21 protein-coding genes and 1 riboswitch are annotated in these 24,599 nt (G+C 42.6%); of the genes, 13 read left to right on the top strand and 8 right to left on the bottom strand.

The features are described from left to right. Positions 1–30: 30 nt before the first annotated feature. A complete protein-coding gene (locus tag GKD17_RS04035; RefSeq protein ID WP_007836791.1) occupies positions 31–561 on the bottom strand; it encodes a DJ-1/PfpI family protein in 531 nt (176 codons plus the stop codon). A gap of 189 nt (positions 562–750) precedes the next feature. On the opposite strand from GKD17_RS04035, the gene GKD17_RS04030 reads away from it, so the two are divergent. The 5 genes from GKD17_RS04030 to GKD17_RS04010 all read left to right on the top strand — a co-directional run bounded on the left by GKD17_RS04030 (position 751) and on the right by GKD17_RS04010 (position 5,233). After that, the gene (locus GKD17_RS04030; protein ID WP_007836789.1) at positions 751–1,107 is read left to right on the top strand and encodes a winged helix-turn-helix transcriptional regulator; all 357 of its coding nucleotides are present in this window, start codon (positions 751–753) and stop codon (positions 1,105–1,107) included. A 259-nt stretch (positions 1,108–1,366) separates the two neighbouring features. Beyond that, positions 1,367–2,209, top strand: a complete 843-nt coding sequence (locus tag GKD17_RS04025) for a prephenate dehydratase (protein WP_007836786.1) — start codon at positions 1,367–1,369, stop codon at positions 2,207–2,209. Continuing rightward, positions 2,184–3,368, top strand: a complete 1,185-nt coding sequence (locus GKD17_RS04020; RefSeq protein WP_007836779.1) for a pyridoxal phosphate-dependent aminotransferase — start codon at positions 2,184–2,186, stop codon at positions 3,366–3,368. The genes GKD17_RS04025 and GKD17_RS04020 overlap by 26 nt, the downstream gene beginning before the upstream one ends. A gap of 19 nt (positions 3,369–3,387) precedes the next feature. Beyond that, positions 3,388–4,455, top strand: a complete 1,068-nt coding sequence (locus tag GKD17_RS04015) for a bifunctional 3-deoxy-7-phosphoheptulonate synthase/chorismate mutase type II (RefSeq protein ID WP_007836777.1) — start codon at positions 3,388–3,390, stop codon at positions 4,453–4,455. Positions 4,456–4,459: 4 nt separating this feature from the next. Then, the gene (locus GKD17_RS04010) at positions 4,460–5,233 is read left to right on the top strand and encodes a prephenate dehydrogenase (RefSeq protein WP_007836776.1); all 774 of its coding nucleotides are present in this window, start codon (positions 4,460–4,462) and stop codon (positions 5,231–5,233) included. A 62-nt stretch (positions 5,234–5,295) separates the two neighbouring features. On the opposite strand, the gene GKD17_RS04005 is transcribed toward GKD17_RS04010, so the two are convergent. The 3 genes from GKD17_RS04005 to GKD17_RS03995 are packed head-to-tail and all read right to left on the bottom strand — an operon-like array spanning position 5,296 to position 6,744. Continuing rightward, a complete protein-coding gene (locus GKD17_RS04005) occupies positions 5,296–5,490 on the bottom strand; it encodes a hypothetical protein (RefSeq protein ID WP_007836775.1) in 195 nt (64 codons plus the stop codon). Next, positions 5,490–5,771, bottom strand: coding sequence for a DUF2089 family protein (locus GKD17_RS04000; protein WP_007836774.1), 282 nt, complete (start codon positions 5,769–5,771; stop codon positions 5,490–5,492). The genes GKD17_RS04005 and GKD17_RS04000 overlap by 1 nt, the downstream gene beginning before the upstream one ends. A gap of 1 nt (position 5,772) precedes the next feature. Beyond that, positions 5,773–6,744, bottom strand: coding sequence for an alpha/beta hydrolase (locus GKD17_RS03995; protein ID WP_007836773.1), 972 nt, complete (start codon positions 6,742–6,744; stop codon positions 5,773–5,775). Between the two features lie 263 nt (positions 6,745–7,007). Continuing rightward, positions 7,008–7,235: riboswitch (cobalamin riboswitch) on the top strand. A gap of 65 nt (positions 7,236–7,300) precedes the next feature. Here GKD17_RS03995 and GKD17_RS03990 point away from each other — a divergent pair. The 6 genes from GKD17_RS03990 to GKD17_RS03965 all read left to right on the top strand — a co-directional run bounded on the left by GKD17_RS03990 (position 7,301) and on the right by GKD17_RS03965 (position 15,191). Continuing rightward, positions 7,301–9,322, top strand: coding sequence for a TonB-dependent receptor plug domain-containing protein (locus GKD17_RS03990; protein ID WP_007836772.1), 2,022 nt, complete (start codon positions 7,301–7,303; stop codon positions 9,320–9,322). A gap of 13 nt (positions 9,323–9,335) precedes the next feature. Next, positions 9,336–10,478, top strand: a complete 1,143-nt coding sequence (locus GKD17_RS03985; RefSeq protein WP_007836771.1) for a YncE family protein — start codon at positions 9,336–9,338, stop codon at positions 10,476–10,478. A 142-nt stretch (positions 10,479–10,620) separates the two neighbouring features. After that, the gene (locus GKD17_RS03980) at positions 10,621–12,021 is read left to right on the top strand and encodes an RNA-binding domain-containing protein (RefSeq protein ID WP_007836770.1); all 1,401 of its coding nucleotides are present in this window, start codon (positions 10,621–10,623) and stop codon (positions 12,019–12,021) included. A gap of 1 nt (position 12,022) precedes the next feature. Continuing rightward, the gene (locus GKD17_RS03975; protein ID WP_007836768.1) at positions 12,023–13,150 is read left to right on the top strand and encodes an ABC transporter substrate-binding protein; all 1,128 of its coding nucleotides are present in this window, start codon (positions 12,023–12,025) and stop codon (positions 13,148–13,150) included. Between the two features lie 2 nt (positions 13,151–13,152). Then, a complete protein-coding gene (locus GKD17_RS03970) occupies positions 13,153–14,184 on the top strand; it encodes an iron ABC transporter permease (protein WP_032936611.1) in 1,032 nt (343 codons plus the stop codon). Beyond that, on the top strand, positions 14,184–15,191 hold the full coding sequence (locus GKD17_RS03965) for an ABC transporter ATP-binding protein (RefSeq protein ID WP_007836764.1): 1,008 nt from the start codon (positions 14,184–14,186) through the stop codon (positions 15,189–15,191). The genes GKD17_RS03970 and GKD17_RS03965 overlap by 1 nt, the downstream gene beginning before the upstream one ends. Positions 15,192–15,761: 570 nt before the next feature. Here GKD17_RS03965 and thrC read toward each other — a convergent pair. The 4 genes from thrC to GKD17_RS03945 all read right to left on the bottom strand — a co-directional run bounded on the left by thrC (position 15,762) and on the right by GKD17_RS03945 (position 22,281). After that, complete coding sequence (gene thrC / locus GKD17_RS03960; RefSeq protein WP_007836758.1) at positions 15,762–17,063, bottom strand: threonine synthase; 1,302 nt, start codon at positions 17,061–17,063, stop codon at positions 15,762–15,764. A gap of 90 nt (positions 17,064–17,153) precedes the next feature. Next, entirely contained in the window at positions 17,154–18,365 is a 1,212-nt protein-coding gene (locus GKD17_RS03955) for a cofactor-independent phosphoglycerate mutase (RefSeq protein ID WP_007836756.1), read from the bottom strand. Positions 18,366–18,369: 4 nt separating this feature from the next. Then, positions 18,370–20,802, bottom strand: coding sequence for a bifunctional aspartate kinase/homoserine dehydrogenase I (gene thrA / locus GKD17_RS03950; RefSeq protein ID WP_022185657.1), 2,433 nt, complete (start codon positions 20,800–20,802; stop codon positions 18,370–18,372). 597 nt (positions 20,803–21,399) lie between these two features. Continuing rightward, positions 21,400–22,281: a DUF3078 domain-containing protein gene (locus GKD17_RS03945; RefSeq protein ID WP_007836753.1), complete on the bottom strand. Its 882-nt coding sequence runs from the start codon at positions 22,279–22,281 to the stop codon at positions 21,400–21,402. 256 nt (positions 22,282–22,537) lie between these two features. Between GKD17_RS03945 and radA the strand changes: the two genes are divergently transcribed. Both radA and GKD17_RS03935 read left to right on the top strand, forming a co-directional pair. After that, positions 22,538–23,905: a DNA repair protein RadA gene (gene radA, locus GKD17_RS03940; RefSeq protein WP_007836751.1), complete on the top strand. Its 1,368-nt coding sequence runs from the start codon at positions 22,538–22,540 to the stop codon at positions 23,903–23,905. Positions 23,906–23,950: 45 nt separating this feature from the next. Next, positions 23,951–24,592: a DUF1847 domain-containing protein gene (locus GKD17_RS03935; protein WP_007836750.1), complete on the top strand. Its 642-nt coding sequence runs from the start codon at positions 23,951–23,953 to the stop codon at positions 24,590–24,592. Positions 24,593–24,599 lie beyond the last annotated feature (7 nt).

Below are 24,599 nucleotides of genomic sequence, written 5' to 3'. Positions count from 1 at the left end.
AAATTTCTACATTGGGCGACATTAATTCCCTTATTTTTTCAAGGCTTCAATTACCTGAGGCATCATTGTCCAAACAAAGTTTTCACTTTGTGCTGTATAAAAATTACCATCAACAACCGATTTTTCATCAGTAGCCATCCCTTTACTTACAGCCGGTTTTGCCAAAGGATGCACAGCTAATCTCTTTCCCTCTGTAATTCCAGCAAAATCAAACAACAGGCCTGCAGCACAATGACCTATCAGGATCTTTCCTTTCCCAGCAAATGCTTTCAAGACCGACATCAAGTCCACATTATAAGGCTTATCCGCATTTTGAGCGAATACAGGAACCGCATCCCCACAGGCAAAAACCAAAGCATCAAAATCATCCTCATGCCCTATAAGATTTGCAATCACATCATCGGCCACCAATTCAATACCCGAGTTTGTTTTAATTTCCTTTGTTTCCGCCACTGCATACACCTTATAGGATATAGCATTTTCAAAAAACGCTTCCAAATATTGGAACAAACCGAATCCGTTCACCGGATTTACTGCTAAAACAGCTACTTTCTTTGCCATAATCTTAACTAATTATAAGTGAAACAATAAATTTATCTAGTAAAACAATAGTTATCTTTAGTAAGTTTATTACTTTTGTGATACAAATATAAGTATCCTTCTTCCAAAAAACAAGAAGGCACCTGTAGATAAGGAACTTACATAGAGGTAACCATTGTTGAACGACAAGGAAATAGGAAATATTAAAAAATGAAAAATTTTCATCCGGATGATAATTGTCCTGTACGGAATGTATTGTGCAGGCTTGGTGATAAGTGGTCTATGCTAGTTCTTATCACATTAAATGCTAACGGAACCATGCGATTTTGCGATATTCATAAGACAATAGCCGATATCTCACAACGCATGCTGACTGTAACCCTGCGCACACTGGAAACTGACGGACTAGTGAGCCGGAGAGTATATGCCGAAGTTCCGCCACGAGTAGAATATGAACTGACAGAAAGAGGGAAAAGCTTAATACCACATATAGAAGGATTAGTAGATTGGGCTTTACAACAGATGCCGGGAATTATGGAAAGCAGGAGCCAAACAGGCACTGTCTAAAAAAAAAAATTGAAAAAAAACTTCTTATTTATTTGTTTTTGCTAGAAATATATTACTTTTGCAGCGTATTCAATAACAATAAGAACAAAATGAAAGCATTATACAATACATACTTTTTCTTCTTTTATTACTTTTACTTTAGCAACAAAGTGAAGCGGGAATTTGTATGTATACGTTAAACAACGAATAAATCAATGTGATAATAACAACGAAATCCCGCTTCCGGCAGAAGCGGGATTTTTTTATAATACAATAGCGAATGAAAAAGATAGCAATACAAGGTGTACCGGGCTCATATCATGACATTGCCGCCCACAAATTCTTCCCAGGTGAAGAAATCGAACTAATCTGCTGCTCCACATTCGAAGAAATCTTTTCGAATATGAAACAGGATAGCAATGTCATTGGTATGCTTGCTATCGAGAACACCATTGCAGGAAGCTTGTTGCATAACTATGAGTTGCTGCGCGAAAGTGGAATGACCATTATCGGAGAACACAAACTACGCATCAAGCACAGTTTCATGTGTCTGCCCGACGATGACTGGAATACATTGACCGAAGTAAACTCCCACCCCGTTGCCTTGGCACAATGCCGAGAGTTCCTGATGCAACATCCGAAACTGAAGATAGTAGAAACGGAAGATACAGCAGGAAGTGCAGAAGCCATCAAACGGGAAAACTTGAAAGGTCATGCCGCCATCTGTTCCAAATATGCCGCCGATCTATACGGAATGAAAGTATTGGAAGAAGGCATCGAAACAAACAAACACAACTTCACGCGTTTCCTTGTAGTGGCCGACCCATGGAAAGCCGATGACTTACGTGAACGTTCGAAAGTAAACAAAGCCAACATCGTTTTCTCCCTCCCTCACAACGAAGGAAGCTTGTCGCAAGTGCTCTCTATCTTTTCTTTCTATAAAATAAACCTGACCAAGATTCAATCATTACCGATTATAGGCCGAGAATGGGAATATCTGTTCTACGTAGACGTGATCTTCAATGATTATTTAAGATACAAGCAATCTATCGACGCCGTTTCACCATTGACAAAAGAACTTAAAATATTAGGAGAATATGCAGAAGGAACATCAACCATATAATATTCAGCCGGCAAACCGTCTGGCGAATGTTAGCGAATACTACTTCAGCCGTAAACTGAAAGAAGTGGCACAAATGAATGCCGAAGGTAAGAATGTAATCAGTTTGGGCATCGGAAGCCCTGACATGCCCCCTTCGGAAGAAACCGTGCAAGTACTGTGCGAGCAAGCAAAACGCCCCGATGTTCACGGATACCAACCTACTGTCGGCATCCCCGAACTACGCAAAGCTATGGCCGACTGGTATAAACGATGGTATCACGTCGATCTTGATCCGGCGACAGAAATCCAGCCTCTGATCGGTTCCAAGGAAGGTATCCTGCATGTGACGTTGGCATTGGTCAATCCTGGTGACCAAGTATTAGTTCCCAATCCGGGATATCCTACCTACACCTCTTTAAATAAAATATTGGGCAGTGAGATTGTGAACTACAACCTGTGCGAAGACAACCATTGGCAACCCGATTTTGATGAACTGGAGAAGATGGACTTGAGCCGCGTCAAGATTATGTGGACCAACTATCCCAATATGCCGACCGGAGCGAACGCCACGATGGAACTTTATGAAAAGCTGGTAAACTTTGCACGCCGCCATAATATTGTGATTGTAAACGACAACCCATACAGCTTTATTCTGAACAAAAAACCACTGAGTATTCTCAATGTGCCCGGAGCCAAAGAATGCTGTATCGAGTTCAACTCTATGAGCAAGAGCCACAATATGCCCGGCTGGCGTGTGGGAATGCTTGCCACCAATGCGCAGTTTGTACAATGGATATTGAAAATAAAGAGTAATATTGATTCAGGAACTTTCCGCCCCATGCAACTGGCCGCCGCACAAGCTTACAACAATAGTGTGGAATGGCACGAAGAAGCGAACGTCAATGTATATAGCCGCCGCCGCCAACTGGCAGAAGAGATTATGAAAGTACTCGGTTGTAGCTTTGATCCCAATCAGGTAGGTATGTTCCTTTGGGGACGTATTCCCGAATCTTACAATGACGTGGAAGAACTGACCGAAAAAGTTTTGCACGAAGCACGTGTGTTCATCACTCCGGGTTTCATCTTCGGCAGTAACGGCAAACGCTATATACGTATTTCCCTCTGTGCCAAAGAAGAAAAACTGGCTGAAGCACTGGAAAGAATTAAAAAGATAATGTAACAAAACAAAATATCAGATTATGGAATTAGATTTAAAACCCATCGAACTTCCGGGAATTGAAAAAAAACGCCCGATGATTATCGCCGGCCCATGTAGTGCCGAAACAGAACAGCAAGTTATGGATACAGCTCTCATGCTGGCCAATAAAGGCATCAAGATTTTCCGTGCCGGCATTTGGAAACCGCGTACCAAACCGGGAGGTTTCGAAGGCATCGGTGTAGATGGCCTGGCATGGCTGAAACGTGTGAAACAGGAAACCGGTATGTATGTTGCCACCGAAGTGGCTACAGCCAAACACGTTTACGAATGTTTAAAGGCAGGTATTGATGTGCTTTGGATTGGCGCACGCACCACTGCCAACCCGTTTGCCGTGCAGGAAATTGCTGATGCTCTGAAAGGTGTGGACATTCCTATATTGATTAAAAACCCTGTCAACCCTGACCTTGAATTGTGGATTGGAGCTTTCGAGCGCATCAATAATGCAGGTTTGAAGCAACTGGGTGCTATCCATCGCGGATTCTCTTCTTATGATAAAAAGATTTACCGTAACCTGCCTCAATGGCATATCCCTATCGAATTGCGTCGCCGCATTCCCGAACTACCGATTTTCTGTGATCCCAGCCATATCGGTGGCAAGCGCGAGTTGGTAGCTCCCCTCTGCCAGCAGGCGATGGACTTAGGTTTTGACGGTTTAATCGTAGAATCACACTGCAATCCCGACTGTGCATGGAGCGATGCCGCCCAACAAGTCACTCCCGATGTGCTGGACTATATCCTAAATCTGCTAGTCATCCGCAAAGAAACCCAAACCACCGAAAACCTGGGCGAACTGCGTAACCAAATCGATGATTGCGACAATGAGATTATCGAGGTATTGGCAAAACGTATGCGTGTCTGCCGTGAAATCGGTACATTCAAGAAAGAACATGATATGACCATTCTGCAGACAGGCCGTTACAATGAAATTCTAGACAAGCGCGGTGCACAAGGCTCACTGTGCGGCATGGACTCAGATTTCATTAAAAAAGTATTCGAAGCCATCCACGAAGAAAGCGTAAGGCAACAAATGGAAATCATAAATAAGTAAACCGATGAGAATATTAATTTTAGGAGCCGGTAAAATGGGCTCCTTCTTTACCGATGTATTGAGCTTCCAGCACGAAACCGCCGTATTTGATGTAGACCCGAAACGCCTTCGTTTTGTTTACAATACCTACCGATATACCACACTCGAAGAGATTGAAGAATTCAAGCCCGAACTGGTTATCAATGCGGCAACCGTGAAATATACACTGGATGCTTTTCACCAAGTATTGCCTGCTCTCCCCAAGGATTGCATCATCAGCGATATTGCCTCGGTAAAGACCGGACTGAAAGAATTTTATGACCAATGCGGATTCCGTTATGTGTCTACTCACCCCATGTTCGGTCCCACATTTGCCAACCTAGACAAACTGAGCACCGAAAATGCCATCATCATCAGCGAAGGGGACCATTTGGGTAAAATCTTCTTCAAAGACTTATACCAAAACCTTGGTCTGAATATCTTTGAGTATACCTTCGACGAGCACGATGAGACAGTGGCCTATTCACTGTCTATCCCTTTTGTTTCCACTTTTGTTTTTGCGGCAGTGATGAAGCATCAGGACGCTCCCGGTACTACTTTCAAACGCCACATGAAGATAGCTAAAGGAGTACTAAGCGAAGACGACTACCTGTTGCAGGAAATTTTATTCAATCCCCGCACCCCGGCACAGGTAGAAGGTATCCGTACAGAATTAAATGAGCTGTTGGATATCATCAACAAGAAAGATGCTGCGGGGATGCGTGCCTATCTTAGCAAGATTCGAGAAAAGATTAAATAACGCATCAGTATAACATAGAAGAGGATGTCAAAGCTCCAACAAGACTTTTTGCATCCTCTTTTTTATTTTATCCATAAAAATGATTTATCAACATATGGCACAACAGCCACACAATCAGATGCTCTGCCGCATAACACCACCAGGCAGGATTGGGACCGGACCGAAATGAGGCCCCCCAACGCTCCCCATACCAATGCCCACATACCGGCAATCTGTATAAACTGATTCACCGCTTTGCCTATCATTTTATTTCCCATTACTCATCCATTTTAGAAAGTCTATCAATTAAATCGTCCAAGATATTTCTCACCGTAGGGTAACTGACCCCCATACTTTTCGCCATGCCCTTCAAACTTCCGCTCGATTTGACAAACGCAAGAATAAACTGCTGCTCTTTATCTGAAAGCCGTGCCAGCACAGGCAGTTCAAAATCTCCGCACACTTCCGTGCGGCATTCTCCACAGAAAAGCCTACCCACCCTCAACGGTGCATTACACGCAGGGCATTGCAACGGCAAACGTTTCTTTATTTCTCCCATATCATTTCAGTTTTTTCACAAATGTACTGACAGAAGCTATCAAAGCATTGTTCACCGGCAGAGAAGGATTCCCATAAGTAAGCATCTGCTGCTGTACGGCCTTTGACTCACAATCTTTCAGCACATGGTTCATCTTATCAATCAAAAGCAGCTCGGCAGCCGGGCAACCCTTTTTCAGAAATTCGGCATCCTCCACCGATACCTGAATATCATTTTTACCCTGAACAATGAGAACCGGCACTTTGACGGAAGCAATCACCGTCCGGGGATTATACTTGAACCAGGAAATCAAATAAGGCTGGACAGAAGCCCGATACAATGATTGCAGATAAGCCGGCACGTCACTCACTTCCTTGCCGTTTTTCAAAGACCCGTTAATGGATGCCACCTCTTTCCGCACCGCTTCCGGATTCTGTTGAGCGGTCACTTGCGCCTCTATAATCTCGTAGGCAGGACGACCCGCACCGGCAATCGAGATATAGCCTTTCACCTTCGGCCGGTTCTGACAGGCCAACATTCCAATCAGCGCCCCTTCGCTATGTCCTGCCACCGTGATCGTCGTAAAACGTTTCTCTTTCGACAGGTAATCAATCCAGCCAGTTACATCGTTCACATAATCTTCAAAACGAAGTTTCGCTTCCTCCTTACCAGCCGACGCACTGGTTCCTATCCCCCGCTTGTCAAAGCGCAAGGAAGCGATGCCGTTTGCCGCCAAGCCTTCTGCCAGGAACTTCAACGAATTATTCCTCAAATTGCCAATGGCTGAATTACCATCCATATCCGTAGGTCCGGATCCGGCTATAATAAGCACCACCGGACAGGTTTTCACCCCACCGGGCAAAAGCAGTTTTCCTTTGATTTGTCCTTCCTTGGTGTTCAACACCACATTTTCTTCCAAAGGAAGCACCTGTGCCCGACAACAAAGACCGCACAGGAAAAATAAACCGGCTAAAATAAAATTCAAATGTTTCATCTATTACGTATTTTAAGATTATTCATTTAACAAATATAGTGATTATATTGAATAAAGCGAATCAATATTTGAATGTTGTTAAGCATCAGTTTTATTTTATTCAATACTATTTCATTTTATCTTCAACATGGATAGAATCAACTAGTTTTGCCACTAAAAAAGAACCGTTACACACGCCTACTTTTGCTGGGAAAGAAATAAATCTGCAACTAATTTCAAAAAAGGATTTTTTATCATTTCCCTTTTCTTATTCATCCAAACAAACTATCTTTGCCACGTTTTGTTCCGCGTACCTCCGACTGATGCGAGGAAGCGGATGAAAAGGGAATCAGGTGCAAGTCCTGAACAGTCCCGCTGCTGTAAGCTCCATCTACCCCTATAAGGGGATAGGTTTATTTATCCACTCACGCCACTGCCTGTATATATAATTAAGGTGGGAAGGCAAGTAAACAGGAGTAAGTCAGAAGACCTGCAAAACGTAAAGTCATCGACCGTCGCTTTCGAGGAAAGAGCAGCGGTAAGAATGCGGTATTTATTCATTAATATGTTTTTTTAAATGAAAGGAAATAACCAGGCTTATAAGCTATGGCTTTGTCTGCTTTGCAGCTTTATCCTATTGCCGCTTGAAATACAGGCACAGGAGAAAGGAGATTCCATTACCGGGAAAGTGCATAAAATAGACGAAGTTACGGTTACGGCTGAACGTACCAAGCAACAGGTTAAAAGTAGCAGTCCCTTCCAACAACTCGACAAGAAGCAATTGCAACAACAAGGCATTACGGATATTGCTGATGCTTTACGTCGCTTCTCAGGAGTCAACATAAAGGATTATGGGGGTGCAGGAGGAATGAAAACTATCTCCGTTCGGAGTTTAGGAGCCAAACATACAGCCGTAGTTTATGACGGGGTTACACTCAGTGATTGTCAAAGCGGACAAATAGACTTGTCTCGTTTCTCTATTGACAATATCCAGCAAATTTCACTGACCATTGGGGACAATGAAGATATTTTTGTACCGGCACGTACAGTTGCTTCTGCTGCCGCCTTAAAATTACAAAGCATATCCCCGGATTTTTCAAACAAAAAAAATCACTTGACGGGACAGATAAAGACAGGTTCTTTCGGGATGATTAATCCCCTTATCCGCTACGAACAAAAGTTTAACGAAAAGATTTCAGCATCTACCACTGGTGAATTTATGAGGGCAGATAACCTATATCCTTTCACTTTAGTCAACGGAGATTATGTTTCCAAAGAAAAACGCTATAACAACAACATTCAAACCTACAGAGGAGAACTGAATCTTTACATCAGCCCTAATAACAGAAGCACACTGAACGGAAAGATTTATTATTACGATACAAATCAGCAATTACCCGGTGCAGTCATTCTTTACAACGCGAAAAGCCGTGAGAAGTTACGCGAACGAAATTTCTTTTCACAAGTACATTACCGTACTTATTGGGAAAATAATCTTTCTTTGTTAATCAATGGGAAATTTAACTGGAGCCAATCTCATTACCACGATGAAGGAGGAAAATACCCCGGAGGAGAATTAAACGACCGTTATTTCCAACGAGAATACTATACATCAGGAGCATTACTATATACTCCGACTAGTCACTGGAGCATGGTTTATGCGGCAGATTACATATATAATAACCTAAATGCCAATACTCCTAACAATACAAGCCCTTACCGGCATTCTATATTACAAACAGCAACTCTCCGATATCAAACTGATAACATAACAGCTGTTGCCATACTACTCGGATCGATATATCTTAATGGTGCAAAAGAAGGAAACGGAGCTGAGAACCGGCGAAAATTATCCCCTTCCTTCTCTTTTTCATGGAAACCTTGTACAGACGGACAGCTATACCTTCGGGCTTCCTATAAAGACATATTCAGAGTGGCTACTTTTTCTGAAAACTACTTTGACCGGATGGGTAGCCGTGATCTTCGTCCCGAAAAGGCTCAACAATATAATATAGGTATCACTTACCAGAACAACTTTACAAGCTGGCTACCAGCAATCAGTCTGACATTGGATGGGTATTATAATAAGGTAAAAGATAAAATTGTGGCAATGCCCTATAATATGTTTATCTGGAATATGGTAAATTTAGGCAAAGTAGAAATTTGGGGAGTAGATGCCAATATAAACACCACTTTCCAACTTGCAAAACATTATTCCTTACTATTGACTGGAAACTATACCTATCAATATGCAGTAGATAAAACAGACCCGGAAGTCGTATATTACAAACATCAGATTGCATATACCCCACGTCATAGCGCAGGTGCTTCTTTAGCCTTGGAAAATCCTTTCATAAATGCTTCTCTTCATGCTACAGGTGTGAGCAAACGATATATTGCTTCCGAAAATCGTCCAAGTAATGAAATGGATGGATATATAGAATACGGACTTTCATTATACCGCAGCTTCAAGATAAAGAAGTTTACATACAATCTTCGGGGAGATATTATCAATTTGGGAAATAAACAATATGACATAGTGAAAAGCTACCCGATGCCGGGTAGAAGCTATAAACTAACTTGCAGTATTCATTTTTAAAAATTATATAAGTATGAAATTCAAACATTTATTTTTTGCAGCAGCCTTATTTAGTATAGCTCCGCTGTTCTGTGCTTGTAACGATGATGACAATGAGATCGAAGTTCCTAGAGATCCGGAAGAAGACCCTTCTTCACAACCCGACACGACTCCCGAAGTAACTTCGCCAACCGAGGCAACAGGCTTGTACGTTATTAATGCAGGTAATCTTAGCAACAATGTTAATGGAACACTTTCTTTTATTAACTTTGAAAAAGGAACAGCAAGCAATAATGTATTTTTTGACATAAACAAAAGAAGTTTGGGAAGTACCCCTCAAGATGCAATAGTGTACGGTTCGAAAATGTATATTGCCATATATGGTTCAAATATTATAGAAATAGTAGACAAAAATACAGCTAAATCCATCAAACAGATTGTTCCGACATCCACTCAAGGGGAAGGTCCACGTGATATTATAGCTGCTAATGGAAAAGTATATGTTTCTATGTATGATGGGTACGTTTCCCGTATCGACACCCTTAGTCTAACTATCGATGCAACATTAAACGTTGGTCCAAATCCAGAAGAGATGACAGTGGCCAACGGCTACCTGTATGTTGCTAACTCAGACGGAATGAATTACGGTGCAGATTATGCAAATGGAAAAAGTGTTTCTAAAATAGGCCTAAAGACATTTACAGAAGCAAAAAGAATACCCGTAGGACTAAATCCCACTAAAATTTGTTCTACTACGGAAGGAAACGTATATGTCTTAGCAATGGGTAATTATAATGACATATCAGCTAAAGTACAAAAAATTGACAATATGAATGTTGTTACAGATGTAACGGAAGCAACATTAATGACTGTAAAAGATAATACCCTTTACCTTATCAATGCTCCTTATGGCGCAACGGCAAATACTTATTTCAGTATAGATACAAAAACAGGAAATGAAACAAAAAATTTAATAGATCAACCTGTTGATAGCCCTTGTGGCATCGCAGTCAATCCATTTACCGGAAACATTTATATCAGTTCTTACAATATGGTTGGAGGATGGCCAAGTTATACCACTGATGGCTATGTAAACGAATATTCGGCAAACGGCAAATTTACAAACAAATACAATGTAGGGGTAGGTCCATGCGGATTAACCTTCTTACTGAAATAATAAAATATGGTTTTGCTTCTCTTCACTTTTGATGAAGGAAGCAAAACTACAATTATTTCCCTCATAAATTAAATAATCTCATAAAACTTTCCTCACTTTTTTACCGTACTTTTGTACAGGATTCACAAACAAACCTAGAAAAATGAACAGCAAAGAATTACAGCTCATTATAAAATGTGGAGAAACCAGTACGGTACAATTCAAGGAATGCTTTCCCAACCAAGACAGTATTGCCGCCGAAATGGTAGCTATGTCCAATGCTCGTGGTGGAATGATACTATTCGGCATAAAAGACAAAACGGGAGAAATCATCGGCTTGTCTTATCAGGAAATCCAGCAACTCAATTCTATCTTGGCCAATATAGCCACTAACTTGCTTCGCCCGGTTATCTATATACAGACGGAAACCGTTATTGTAGATGAACGTTCCCTTCTTATCGCCCACATAGCAGAAGGTGATAACAAACCTTACAAGGATTTGAACGGGATAATCTGGACTAAACAAGGGGCGGATAAGCGCAAAGTAATGGAGAATAGTGAAATTATGCGTTTATTCCAATGCTCCGGCATACTGTACGCTGACGAGCAACCCATTCCTTTCACTTCCGAAAAAGATATCAACGGATATGCTTTGGACAACTTTATCCGCAAAGAATATGGTCGCGAAAAAGATTCATTCGGTATTCTATACACAGAACTTTTACACAACCTTCATATCATGAAAGAGGACAGAATGACTTTGGCAGGCCTGCTGTTCTTCGGCAAAGACCCTCAGCAGTACCGTCCAACTTTTGTCATCAAAGCTGTTTCTTTTTTTGGTAACGATATAGGAGGTATCAACTATCGGGACAGTAAAGATATCACCGGCACACTGCCCGAATTATTTGAAAAGGGAATGTCTTTTCTGAAAGCAAATCTTCATAATATACAGGCAGGACAAGGATTTAATTCTATCGGAAAACTGGAAATATCAGAAGTGGCATTAGAAGAAATCTTGCAGAATGCCTTGGTACATCGTGATTATACGCGTAATGCACCGATAAGATTACTCATTTTTGATAACCGTGTAGAGATTATCAGCCCGGGATGCCTTCCCGATGGGTTGACGGTGGAAAGCATCAAACTGGGAAGCGCCGTAGTACGCAATCCTTTCATTGCTAATTTCTGTGCTAAAACGATGCCTTATCGCGGGCTGGGCTCGGGGATTATACGTGCACTTCAAGAAGAGCCGAATATAAAATTCATTAATGAGCCGGTAGGTATGCAGTTCATTTCAGTAATAGACAGAATCGCTGATGAGGGAGTAAACAAAGATGAGGGAATAAATGAGGGAATAAATGAGGGAATAAATGAGGGAATAAACGAACTTGAAAGCCTTATCCTCACCTTCTTGGAAAAGAAACCCGGTGCAAAAGGATATGAAATTGCAGAATATATCCAAAAAGGAGCTGCTACGACAGAGCGTTATTTACGATCACTGAAAGATAAAGAATTAATAGAATACAAAGGTTCCCGTAAAACCGGCGGATATTATAAAAAATAACATGAAACAAGTAATCCTATTCATCTTCTTACTTGCCCTTCTTTCCTCCTGCGGCGGAAAAAGCAAGAGTTCTTCTGTAATAGAAGCAGAAAAAGCAATCCCTTTGCGTTATGCAGAAAACCTCAGCCTGTCTGCAACCGAAGACTATACCATTGCCCGTCTGCGCAATCCATGGGATACGACCCGGATACTGCACACCTATGTCTTGGTTGACAAAAAAAAGTCCCTGCCTGCCGACTTGCCGGAAGGGACACTTGTCCGCACGCCATTGAGTAAGGCCGTTGTTTACTCATCCGTACATTGCGGATTGCTCAACCAGATTGGTGCATTGAAAAGTATTGGAGGAGTCTGCGATTTGAAGTATATCAAACTGCAAGAAGTGCAGGATGGCTGCCGCACAGGAAGCATCGCCGATGTAGGGAATGGAATGAACCCGGATATAGAAAAGATAATCGACCTGCATCCCGATGCCATTATGCTCTCCCCTTTTGAGAACAGTGGCGGATACGGACGGGTGGAGAAACTCAACATCCCCATTATCGAATGTGCAGACTACATGGAAACTTCGGCATTGGGACGTGCCGAATGGATGCGTTTCTACGGCCTTCTGTTCGGTGAGGCACAAAAAGCGGACAGCTTGTTTGCCGAGGTGGAAAAAAACTATAATGAGCTGAAAGCATTGGTTGCTCCCCTTTCATCTGCACCGAGCGTTATCAGCGAACTGAAGAATGGTTCGGCATGGTATGTTCCGGGAGGGAAAAGCACCTCCGCACGGATTTATGCGGATGCCGGGGCAAATTATGTGTTTGCCAATGACGAGCATAGCGGTTCTGTTCCCCTAGCCTTCGAAACCGTGTTTGACAAAGGGCAGAATGCAGACTTTTGGCTCATCAAATATAATCAGGCCATTGACAAGACTTATAAGGAATTGGAGCAGGACTATGCTCCATACACCGGTTTCCGCGCATTCAAGGAACGCAACATTTATGGATGCAACACAGGGAAGGTAGACTTTTACGAAGATTCCCCTTTCCATCCCGACCGGTTGCTGAAAGATTTGATAAAAATATTCCATCCTACGCTTTTAGAAGGGTATGAATTAAAATATTTCACTAAATTAGCGGAGTGATTTTGAAGAATAAAGGAACGAAATACGGTATCATACTGCTCCTCCTCATCCTTGCATTGACAGGAGCCAACCTGTTGTTCGGTTCGGTAAACATCCCTGCCGAGGTGGTGTGGCATATCCTTACAGGCAATGAAGTAGAAAAGGCGAGTTGGAGTTTTATTGTCTGGGAATCCCGCCTGCCGCAAGCGGTTACGGCTTTACTCTGTGGAATGGCGTTAGCCTCATCGGGACTGATGTTGCAAACGACTTTCAATAATCCCCTGGCCGATCCTTCCATCTTGGGCATCAGTTCAGGGGCAAGTCTGGGGGTTGCTTTGGTCATGCTGGCAGGTGCAGGAACAATCACCGCCGGCGTATTTACTTTATCCGGTTTTATTTCCGTCATTATCGGAGCGTTTATAGGATCCATGCTGGTGATGGGAATCATTCTATTCTTCTCCACTTTGATAAAAAACAGCATTATGCTGCTCATTATAGGTATCATGATAGGGTATATCACTTCATCTGCCATCTCCCTACTCAACTTTTTCTCCACGGCAGAAGGAGTACATTCCTACATGATTTGGGGAATGGGAAACTTTGGAGGAGTATCTTTACAACAGCTTCCCTTTTTCTCTCTGGTTACAGCGACAGGGCTGCTGATTACCATACTCTTGATAAAACCTCTGAATGCCTTGCTGCTAGGCACACGCTATGCCGAAAACCTAGGAATTAACATTCGCCGTACACGCAACCTGCTGCTTATCGCCACCGGAATACTGACAGCAATAACAACTGCTTTTTGCGGTCCGATTTCTTTCATCGGACTGGCTGTACCTCATATCGCCCGTCTGATGTTGGGAACATCCAATCATAATTCCTTGCTGCCCGTCACTATGCTGACCGGCGGAGTGATTGCACTAGTTTGTAACTTTATCTGTATTTTGCCGGGCGAAACAGGTATCATTCCGCTAAACGCCGTCACCCCGGTCATTGGTGCGCCCATTATTATTTATGTCATTGTGAACCAACGTAAAATCCAGTATTTCAACTGATGGAAAAGCAAGCTGTTATCACCGCAACAGACCTATGTATAGGTTATCGCACCCATAAAGAAGAGAAGAAAGTGCACGAACACCTTTCTTTCGAGCTTTACCCAGGAGAACTGACCAGTCTGCTTGGAGCCAACGGAGCCGGAAAATCGACGTTACTTCGTACATTATCCGCCTCACAACCCTCTTTAGCCGGAGATTTACAATTACTGGACAAACCTTTACAACACTATTCGGAAAAAGAACGCTCCCGTACCATTGGCGTGGTTTTGACGGACAAGACCCAAGCAGGAGGATTGACCGTGTATGAACTGGTAGCTTTGGGACGCCAGCCGCACACGGGGTTCTTCGGAAGATTGCACCGGCATGACCATGCCATCATTCAAGAAGCCCTAAATGCCGTAGGAATCACTCACAAAGCACAAAGTTATACAGCCGAACTTTCGGACGGAGAGAGACAGAAAGTAATGATAGCCAAAGCATTGGTACAAGAATGTCCACTGATTATTCTGGATGAGCCAACCGCCTTTCTGGATGTAGTAAGCCGGATAGAAATCATGACTTTACTGCACAGGCTGGCCGTGGAACAAAACAAGGCTATTCTGCTATCAACCCATGATATAGAACAAGCTCTAGTCCTGTCGGACAAGCTTTGGCTGTTGTCTAAAGAGAAAGGATTGCAATGTGGAGTGACGGAAGATATGATTCTAAGCCATCAGATGGACAACTTATTCTCACACAGTAATATCCGGTTCGATTATGATCATGGCATCTACTATCCAACCGTGAATGGAAAGCAGGAAATAACGGTGGAAGCGACAGATGAAACCTTGCTGCACTGGACTATCAACGCACTGAACCGTCACGGATATACTTGTCTGCAAGCCAAAAACGCTCCTGCCGGTCTGCCCCATCTACAAGTCATCGCCCCCGATGCCTTGTACCTCACCCGGGACGGGAAACATCGGACATTCACTTCGTTCGGAAAGTTGCTGGAAGAAATAAAATAAAGACACGCATCAATCATTCCGAATTATGCACAGTATCTTTCTGTAAATCAACGACATGCTGTGCAAATATATTCTAAATTCCCCTGAAACGGTTTGCCATTCTCCACTGCCAGATTCTACTTGACGTATATTGGTTGTTCCAATTCCTGTGTCATAGTTGCGGTTGCTTCCTTGCAGGGGAGCGTCATAAGGCGTATTTTTGTCCATCTGCATTTGTTGCTTCACCCGAGTGAAGAGGCGATTTCACTTAGGTGAACAGCCGTTTCCGCCTAGGTGAAACAGTTGCTTCACCCGGGTGAAATATCAAATGGAACGGAGTGAAAATATGATAGGAATAGGCTCTTGTTACATACGTAACAGGATTCGATAGCCGGAAGCATACCACCGATTGAGGGGGATTTGAGAAACCTTCACACAGAAAGTGATTAGTAATGAGCATGTTGCTGTGACGGAACTTTTTTGTTCTTCATGTAAATGAACCCAAAGTAACTATTCAATCCGCCCCCACGGTGAACCATTGGATAGTTACTTTGGACTTTTGGCCCCCTCTCTTATCAGAATTTCTAAAAGCTATTCTTTCATCAAATAGCCTTTGAAACTTTCAAAGTCTTTTTCCATCGGAATACTTTGTTTAGTTCCTTTCATAAACTCTTGCAGTTTGGTGGGAATCTCCACTTTGTCGCCAATGATACCTTCCACAGTTTCCAGGAATTTAGCCGGATGTGCCGTTTCCAGAAAAATACCCGTCTCGCAGGGGAACAATCCTTCGGATAAAGCACGATAACCGCAGGCTCCATGCGGATCGAGCAAGTAACCGGTTTCCCGATATACCTCACCCACCGTTTCACGAATCTGTTCATCCGTATAAGTCGCACCAGAGATATCCGCTGTTATGGCAGCATGACTGTTATCATACAATGCCAGTACACGGGCAAAATTACTTGGATCTCCCACATCCATTGCATTGGCAATAGTAGCAATGGAAGGACGAGGGTTGTATTTTCCGGTCTGCAAGTATTGGTAGAAAATATCATTCCGGTTATTGGCCGCAATAAAACGCTTGACAGGCAAGCCCATACGTTTACCAAATAGTCCGGCGGTGATATTACCAAAGTTTCCGCTAGGTACGCATACTACCAGATGATCCGCTTTTCCTTCTTTCTTTAACTGCGCGTAGGCATAGAAGTAATAAAATGCCTGTGGCAGGAAACGAGCCACATTGATGGAGTTGGCAGAAGTCAACTTCATGTGTGCATTCAAGTCAGCATCCATAAACGCATTCTTAACCAATGCCTGGCAGTCATCAAAAGTACCGTCCACTTCTAGCGCTGTAATATTCTGACCCAGAGTCGTGAACTGCTTTTCCTGAATTTCACTGACTTTTCCTTTCGGATAAAGCACATACACATGAATACCTTCCACTCCGAGGAAGCCATTGGCTACAGCACTACCGGTATCCCCCGAAGTCGCAACCAGTACATTCACCTGCTTTTGCCCTTCTTTTTTAATGAAGTAGCCCAACAAACGGGCCATGAAACGTCCACCTACATCTTTAAATGCCAATGTGGGACCATGAAACAGTTCCAAAGAGTAAATATTATCTTTTACCTTTACGGCAGGAACATCAAAACTCAATGTATCATAAACTATCTGCTTCAGTGTTTCAGCAGGAACATCCTCACCGAAGAAAGCATCGGCCACGCGATAAGCAATTTCCTGAAACGACAGATTCTCAATCTGATCATAAAACTCTTGCGGCAATGGCTTGATGGCCTCGGGCATATACAAACCTTTGTCAGAAGCCAGTCCCTTCACTACAGCTTCTTCCAAAGAAGCATCGGGAGCCTGGTGATTCGTACTGTAATATTTCATAGTAAACAATTTTTCAATGTGTTAATGTGCTAATGTGCCAAGGGCTTTACATGGAGGATTGCCATTGGGGCAAATTAGCAAACTGCCACATTATTTTTTCATAAATTCATTCATAAACTCATCTTCTTTCAATATTCCATAACTGCCTTCCACACATGCCACTTCATCAAAGGTCTGCACACAGTCTGGTTCTATACCGGGATAATAGATAAGGAAAGGCACAGGTTCGGCCGTATGGGTACGGAGTTCGCAAGGCGTAGGATGATCCGGAAGCACGGCGATAGCCACAGGCTCATCCCAATCCTTCACTGCTTCATAAATAGGTCCTACAGCACGTTTATCCAGATTTTCAATAGTAAACTGCTTCAACTTAAAATCTCCTTCGTGACCGGCCTCATCACTGGCCTCAATATGCAGATACACAAAGTCGTCCGTCTTCAATGCTTCCAATGCCGCAGCAACCTTATTCTCATAATTCGTATTATATAAACCGGTAGCCCCCTCTACAGCAATACGGCGTAATCCTGCATAATGTCCTATGCCATTGATTAAGTCCACCGCTGAAATAACAGATCCTTTCTGTATGGCCGGATACTTCTCGAAAAGAGGTTCCATCTGCGGACGATAGCCCGGACTCCAAGGCCAGATACTATTAGCAGGATCTTTGCCTTCGGCTATACGTTTTTGATTAATCGGATGATCTGCCAATAATTTCTGAGAAGCCAGGATAAGATTATTAATCAATCCGGCCGTTTCCTGCGCCTCCGGTACTTCCGCCTTCACCATGAGCGGACGGAAAGGCTGCAAAGGCACATCATGGGGCGGGGTGCAGTCCAATTGTTTATTTCCCCCTTTTATCACCAACAAATGGCGATATTGTACACCGGTATAGAAATGAATCCGGTCAGAACCCAATTTCTCGTCCAAATATTTAACCAGCACATCAGCTTCTTCGGTAGTGATATGTCCGGCGGAATGATTTTTTATCTTCTCATCTTCGATGCAGATAATATTACAACGCATAGCCATATCGCCCGGTTGCAACTCCACCCCGATGCTTGCTGCTTCCAACGGCCCACGACCTTCGTACACTTTCGGTAAATTATAGCCCATAACAGACATATTCGCCACTTCACTACCCGGATGAAATCCGGGAGCGACTGTAATCAATCTCCCGGTGCGTCCCATAGCAGCCAATTTATCCATATAGGGTGTACTGGAGTATTGCAGCAATGTTTTGTTTCCTAGTGATTCAGCAGGCCAGTCGGCCATACCATCACCTAAAATAATAATATGTTTCATAAGCCTAAATATTAGCGATGCTCATGATATCGGCAAATACTCCGGCGGCAGTCACACTGGCACCGGCCCCATATCCTTGTATCATCATCGGATATTCTTTGTATCGCTCGGTTGTAAGCAGAATTATATTATTGCTGCCTTCCAGGCCATAGAACGGATGTTTACTGTCTACTTCCTGCAAAGACACACTGCCTTTCCCATTTTCCAGCTTGGCTACAAAACGCCAACGTTTGTTTTCATCCTCCAACTTTTGACGGCGTGATTCAAAATCCGCGTCCAAAGAAGGTACTTTCTTCCAGAATTCCTCCAATGAGCCTGCAAAGAAATCATTCGGTACAAAAAGATGTTTTTCCACGTCTTCCTGTTCCAATTTATATCCGGCTTCACGAGCCAGAATAACCAATTTGCGGATTACATCCTTGCCACTTAGGTCAATACGCGGATCGGGTTCCGAGTAGCGTTCTTCCTGTGCCATTTTTATGGTCTTACTGAAAGGAATATCCGCACTTATTTTATTAAAGATATAATTCAACGTACCGCTCAATACCGCCTCTATTTTCAAGATCTTGTCTCCACTGTTTATCAAGTCATTAATTGTGTTGATAATGGGAAGCCCTGCTCCTACATTGGTTTCAAACAAGAATTTCACACCGCGACGACGGGCTATTTGTTTCAGTTCACTATAAACGGAGTATTCGGAAGAAGCAGCAATTTTGTTGGCTGCTACCACCGAAATATTATTCATCAGAAAATCTTTATATAAGGATGCAACTTCTGCACTGGCTGTACAATCCACAAACACAGAGTTGAATATATTCATACCTATAATCTCGTCATGCAACACCTGGGTGGACGAAGGCATTCCTTTCTCTGCCAACTCTTCCTTATACTGTGACAAGTCTACGCCTGCACGGGTAAACAACGCATGATGTCCATCGGCTATACCTACCACTTTCAGCTTCAAACCGCGTTCCTGCATCAACTTTTGTTGCTGACAACGGATTTGCTCTATCAAACTGCCTCCTACCGTACCTGTACCGCAGATAAAAAGGTTCAGCACCTGATATTCGGACAAGAAGAACGAATCATGAATCACATTCAATGATTTGCGCAGTGACTTGGATTCTACCACGAAAGAGATATTGGTTTCTGAAGCACCTTGCGCACAAGCAATCACACTAATGCCGTTACGGCCTAAAGTTCCGAACAATTTACCGGCGATGCCCGGTGTATGTTTCATGTTCTCACCGACAATAGCAATGGTGGCCAAATTCATTTCGGCAACTACCGGACTGATTTCCCCCATTTCTATTTCTTTGGAGAATTCCTCATTCAGCACTTCACAAGCCAGCGCCGCATCTTGATTACGCACACCGATAGAAGTACTGTTCTCGGAAGATGCCTGCGATACCATAAACACGCTGATTCCGTTTTGTGCCAATGCTTTAAAAATTCGGAAATTCACTCCGATCACTCCCACCATTCCCAGGCCGGTAACCGTAATCAAACTCGTATCATTGATGGATGAAATACCTTTAATGGCTTTAGAACCGGAATTAACTTCCTGCTTTATGATAGTTCCCTCGCCTTGAGGATTGAACGTATTCTTAATCAGAATAGGGATATTCTTATGACATACCGGATAAATAGTCGGTGGATAAACCACTTTCGCTCCAAAGTTACAAAGCTCCATCGCTTCCACATAGCTCAACTCATTAATGGTATAGGCCGTACTGATTACACGCGGATCCGCCGTCATGAAACCATCCACATCCGTCCATATTTCCAAGCTATCCGCATTCAGTGCCGCAGCTATGACAGAAGCGGTATAATCTGAACCGCCACGTCCCAAATTGGTCACTTCACCACTGTTCTTATCAGTAGAAATAAATCCGGGAACCAATGCCACTTCCGGTAATTCCTGAAAAGCTTCTTTAACCAAGCAAGTAGTCAATTCGGAATCCAGAATATGCTTGGCATGTTTTTTTTCAGTCTTAATGAAGTTGCGTGAATCATACCATACCGCACCCTTTATCAACGAAGCTACAATAATAGACGACAAGCGCTCACCATAACTTACAATAGTAGCCGACGTTTTAGACGACAAGTCCTTTATCAGATAAATTCCCTGAAAAATATCCTTCAGCTCACTCAACAATTCGTTGACCTTATCCAATAAAACAGTACGCTCATTACCTGCCGGAATTACGGTATATACCATTTCAATATGACGATTCACAATTTCACGATATTCTTTCTCGTATGCGGAATCCCCATTGGCAGCCATCTGCGAAGTATTGATTAACTTGTCAGTAATACCACCCAAAGCTGATACAACTACAATTACAGGCTCTTCAACTGCCTCTACTATCTGTTTGACACTTAAAATGCTGTTCACGGAACCTACGGATGTTCCGCCGAATTTCATAACTTTCATGCAATTATCTATTTTTGTCCCAGCTTCTTTTGTCATTCTGCCCTTCTCACCATTTCAAATCCGGTAAAGAATCTACTTTCGTTTCACTCAGCATGACAACGAAAAGAAACTGTTTCTGTTTACACTAAAAAAATAAAATTAAAAGCTTGTTTTGCTTACGTCCGTAAGCGTGTATCACGTAGAAACACATATACTATCCTTAACCCCGAGGGGTCATTGTTGTGGATGTGGACATTGTAGTTGTCATGTGCCCCATCCCTAATGTGGTGGTTGTATGGAGATAGTACATCGTCATTTTATAATTGTTCTTCTTCTGTTTTTTATTTGAACGATGCAAATATAAAAACAATTTCCTACAATCTATCACAATTTCCCATTTTTTTGCGATAAAATATAAGAATACTTTTTATTAAGGCAGAAATAAGACAAAATAGCGGTGAAAAAGAAGGAAAAACAGGAGGATTCACCACAGATTACACAGATTCACACAGATTTAGTTGACCCAACTCTTTAGTATCAATCGTCATAATCCGTGTGAACCGTTATAAATCCACATAATCTGTGAATCTGTGTAATCTATGGTGAAACTATCCCCCGTCAGAAATTATAAGCAACACCTACCCCCAATATTTCTTTGAACTGAACTTTCGCCCCTCTTTTAGTTCCATCCTCTTCAAAAGTCTTCACATCATTATCATATTTCAAAGTCGTATTGATGGTGGCGGACAAAAACTTATTAATTTTCATGCTGATCAATACATCCCAATTTACATCCACATTACCAAACTGGCTACTGTAAGGAGTAAAGAAATCGGCTGTTGTAATCATGCTCACATTTTCCATAAGTGGCATCTCGGCCCTGCCTTTCAGATAAGCGCCGCATTCTATTTTGAAACGATCTCCCGGATCCACACCAAAAGCTCCTATCTCCGAAAGATAATCATCTTCCACAAAAGTCATTTTTGCAGAAACCGGAGAAAGAAAAACAGAATAGTTACTCTTAGGGCGATACTCCATACCTAATGAGATATTAGAATAAGCCGGTGCAAAGAAGTTCGAAATATAGTGAGTCTTGTCCGGATAGTTGTATCCTTTGGCAAATTGTGTATTCAAGTCTCCCATTAAAGTATAATACCATACATTATTAGTAGAATATCCTAATTGGGTAGAAAGGCCTATTTTATCGGTAGTCTTTCTCATTCCCTGCGATTTTGTTTTGGACAGGCCATAATCCAATATCAGATTAGTCACCCATAGCCAGTTTCCATTTTTATGAGTCAACGAACCATTCAGGTAAGCGTTTCCCGATAAGGCATTCTCACCACCGGCCGACCAGTTAGTCATGGCGGTTTGTGACAAATTCAGACCGGTAACACCATTCAGTACCCATGCTCCTTCCTTATATCCTTTATCATCGGTTTGAGCATATATGCCGGTTGACATAACGGCAAGTAATATTAAAAAGAATATACGCTTCATTTCAGTTTTATTTTTTAGTTCTTTAATTTATAAGACGTCTTAATAACTAAAACGGAATAATCTTTCCATTTGTTCAGGTATTTTTCATTTCGATAAGAAAGCAGCCTTGAAAAGCCTGAAACATCCAGCTACTTCTGAAAAGAGAAAAAACCTTTAATACTTTTTTATCTGACCCATAATTGGTATGCAGAACTATTTCCTTACCTTTGTACAAATTCAGCCTCAAGTTGTGCTGTTTTAATTATCCCGTAAGAATATGGCAAAGGAAAAAACTGTATATGTATGCACCAACTGTGGGCAGGATTCACCCAAATGGGTAGGGAAATGTCCGTCTTGCGGTGCATGGAACACATACGTAGAAGAAGTTGTACGCAAGAAACCTGCAAATAAAAGACCGGTATCCGGTCTGGAACCCGTAAAAAGCAAGCCTGTCACACTGAATGACATAACCGGAGGAGACGAGCCTCGAATTGATATGCAAGACGAAGAGCTGAACCGGGTATTGGGAGGTGGCTTAGTACCGGGCTCACTCGTTTTACTGGGTGGTGAACCGGGGATAGGCAAATCTACCTTGGTGTTGCAAACCGTACTTCATCTGCCTGACAGAAAAGTATTGTATATTTCGGGAGAAGAAAGTACACGACAATTAAAACTACGTGCAGACCGTATCCCGCATAATTCTTCCGACTGCCTGATCGTCTGTGAAACTTCATTGGAGCAGATTTATATACATATAAAGAATACACAACCCGATCTCGTCATCATCGACTCTATTCAAACCATCTCCACTGAAACAATAGACTCTTCTCCCGGCAGTTTAGTACAGGTGCGTGAATGTTCCGCCTCTATTTTGAAATTTGCCAAAGAAACAAATACGCCGGTCATCTTAATCGGCCATATCAATAAAGAAGGAAGCATTGCCGGACCGAAAGTACTGGAACATATTGTAGACACCGTATTGCAATTTGAAGGTGACCAACATTATATGTACCGCATTCTTCGCAGCATCAAGAACCGTTTCGGAAGCACTGCCGAACTGGGCATTTATGAAATGCGACAAAATGGTTTGCGCCAAGTGAGCAACCCGTCCGAACTGTTGCTTAGCCAAGACCATGACGGAATGAGTGGAGTCGCTATCGCCTCTGCCATAGAAGGTGTCCGTCCTTTCTTAATTGAAACACAAGCCTTAGTCAGTTCGGCTGTATATGGAAATCCGCAACGTTCTGCCACCGGATTTGATTTACGACGTATGAATATGCTTCTGGCAGTACTCGAAAAACGGGTAGGATTCAAACTGGCACAAAAAGATGTCTTTTTAAACATTGCGGGTGGATTGAAAGTGAATGATCCGGCCATCGACTTGTCTGTCATCAGTGCCATTCTATCCAGCAATATGGATACAGAGGTAGAACGCGATACCTGCATGGCCGGAGAAGTGGGACTAAGTGGTGAAATCCGACCTGTAAACCGTATTGAACAGCGAATCGGAGAAGCGGAAAAGTTAGGCTTTAAACGAATCCTTATACCAAAACATAATTTACAAGGAATGGATACATCAAAATTGAAAATAGAAATTATTCCGGTCAGAAAAGTGGAAGAAGCATTCCGGGCCTTGTTTGGATAAAAATCTATTTTCTCCTTTAAGACTTAATTTGAAGAATGATATAAAATGACAAAAGATAAATCTCACACCCCTACCTGCGTAGATTGCGGCACACAGAACTGCAAGTTCAAAGAGCGCACCTACCCCGAATTTTGCCTGACAACCCATTTGGAACAAGAAGACTTGGAATGGGCACTGAAACGATATAACGAAAACCACAACGTAATGGTGGCCAGTGCCGAAGTGGAATATGAAGGTTATTGCCGGTTAACCCGTGTGGAAGAAATCATGACTTTTGCACGAAAGATGGGATATCAAAAAATAGGAATTGCTTATTGTATCGGGTTGGTAAATGAAGCCCGTATTTTTGCCCGTATCCTCCGTGCTAACGGCTTTGAGGTTTACTCAGTAATCTGCAAAGTAGCCGGAGCAGCCAAATCCTCTATTGGAATCCCCAAAGAATGTGAGAATATCGGTGCTGCTATGTGTAACCCTATCCTGCAGGCACGTCTTCTCAACCAAGCACATACAGAGTTAAATGTGGTGATCGGACTGTGCGTAGGACATGACAGCCTGTTCTACAAATACTCTAATGCCTATACTACAACTTTGGTGACCAAAGACCGTGTGACAGGACACAATCCTGCCGCCGCATTATATACCGCCAATTCCTATTATCGCAAAAAATTAATGCCGGAAGGCGAATAACCTAAAC

This window comes from Phocaeicola dorei (assembly GCF_013009555.1).
Classification (GTDB): Bacteria; Bacteroidota; Bacteroidia; order Bacteroidales; family Bacteroidaceae; genus Phocaeicola; species Phocaeicola dorei.
The sequence above is the reverse complement of the archived record's forward strand: the minus strand, read 5'-3'. Positions and strand labels throughout refer to the sequence as shown.

Excerpts from the sequence above, each read along its gene's own strand:
- GKD17_RS04035 (WP_007836791.1), bottom strand. The coding sequence starts at position 561 with ATGGCAAAGAAAGTAGCTGTTTTAGCAGTAAATCCGGTGAACGGATTC.
- GKD17_RS04030 (WP_007836789.1), top strand. The coding sequence starts at position 751 with ATGAAAAATTTTCATCCGGATGATAATTGTCCTGTACGGAATGTATTG.
- GKD17_RS04025 (WP_007836786.1), top strand. The coding sequence starts at position 1,367 with ATGAAAAAGATAGCAATACAAGGTGTACCGGGCTCATATCATGACATT.
- GKD17_RS04020 (WP_007836779.1), top strand. The coding sequence starts at position 2,184 with ATGCAGAAGGAACATCAACCATATAATATTCAGCCGGCAAACCGTCTG.
- GKD17_RS04015 (WP_007836777.1), top strand. The coding sequence starts at position 3,388 with ATGGAATTAGATTTAAAACCCATCGAACTTCCGGGAATTGAAAAAAAA.
- GKD17_RS04010 (WP_007836776.1), top strand. The coding sequence starts at position 4,460 with ATGAGAATATTAATTTTAGGAGCCGGTAAAATGGGCTCCTTCTTTACC.
- GKD17_RS04005 (WP_007836775.1), bottom strand. The coding sequence starts at position 5,490 with ATGGGAAATAAAATGATAGGCAAAGCGGTGAATCAGTTTATACAGATT.
- GKD17_RS04000 (WP_007836774.1), bottom strand. The coding sequence starts at position 5,771 with ATGGGAGAAATAAAGAAACGTTTGCCGTTGCAATGCCCTGCGTGTAAT.
- GKD17_RS03995 (WP_007836773.1), bottom strand. The coding sequence starts at position 6,744 with ATGAAACATTTGAATTTTATTTTAGCCGGTTTATTTTTCCTGTGCGGT.
- GKD17_RS03990 (WP_007836772.1), top strand. The coding sequence starts at position 7,301 with ATGAAAGGAAATAACCAGGCTTATAAGCTATGGCTTTGTCTGCTTTGC.
- GKD17_RS03985 (WP_007836771.1), top strand. The coding sequence starts at position 9,336 with ATGAAATTCAAACATTTATTTTTTGCAGCAGCCTTATTTAGTATAGCT.
- GKD17_RS03980 (WP_007836770.1), top strand. The coding sequence starts at position 10,621 with ATGAACAGCAAAGAATTACAGCTCATTATAAAATGTGGAGAAACCAGT.
- GKD17_RS03975 (WP_007836768.1), top strand. The coding sequence starts at position 12,023 with ATGAAACAAGTAATCCTATTCATCTTCTTACTTGCCCTTCTTTCCTCC.
- GKD17_RS03965 (WP_007836764.1), top strand. The coding sequence starts at position 14,184 with ATGGAAAAGCAAGCTGTTATCACCGCAACAGACCTATGTATAGGTTAT.
- thrC (WP_007836758.1), bottom strand. The coding sequence starts at position 17,063 with ATGAAATATTACAGTACGAATCACCAGGCTCCCGATGCTTCTTTGGAA.
- GKD17_RS03955 (WP_007836756.1), bottom strand. The coding sequence starts at position 18,365 with ATGAAACATATTATTATTTTAGGTGATGGTATGGCCGACTGGCCTGCT.
- thrA (WP_022185657.1), bottom strand. The coding sequence starts at position 20,802 with ATGAAAGTTATGAAATTCGGCGGAACATCCGTAGGTTCCGTGAACAGC.
- GKD17_RS03945 (WP_007836753.1), bottom strand. The coding sequence starts at position 22,281 with ATGAAGCGTATATTCTTTTTAATATTACTTGCCGTTATGTCAACCGGC.
- radA (WP_007836751.1), top strand. The coding sequence starts at position 22,538 with ATGGCAAAGGAAAAAACTGTATATGTATGCACCAACTGTGGGCAGGAT.
- GKD17_RS03935 (WP_007836750.1), top strand. The coding sequence starts at position 23,951 with ATGACAAAAGATAAATCTCACACCCCTACCTGCGTAGATTGCGGCACA.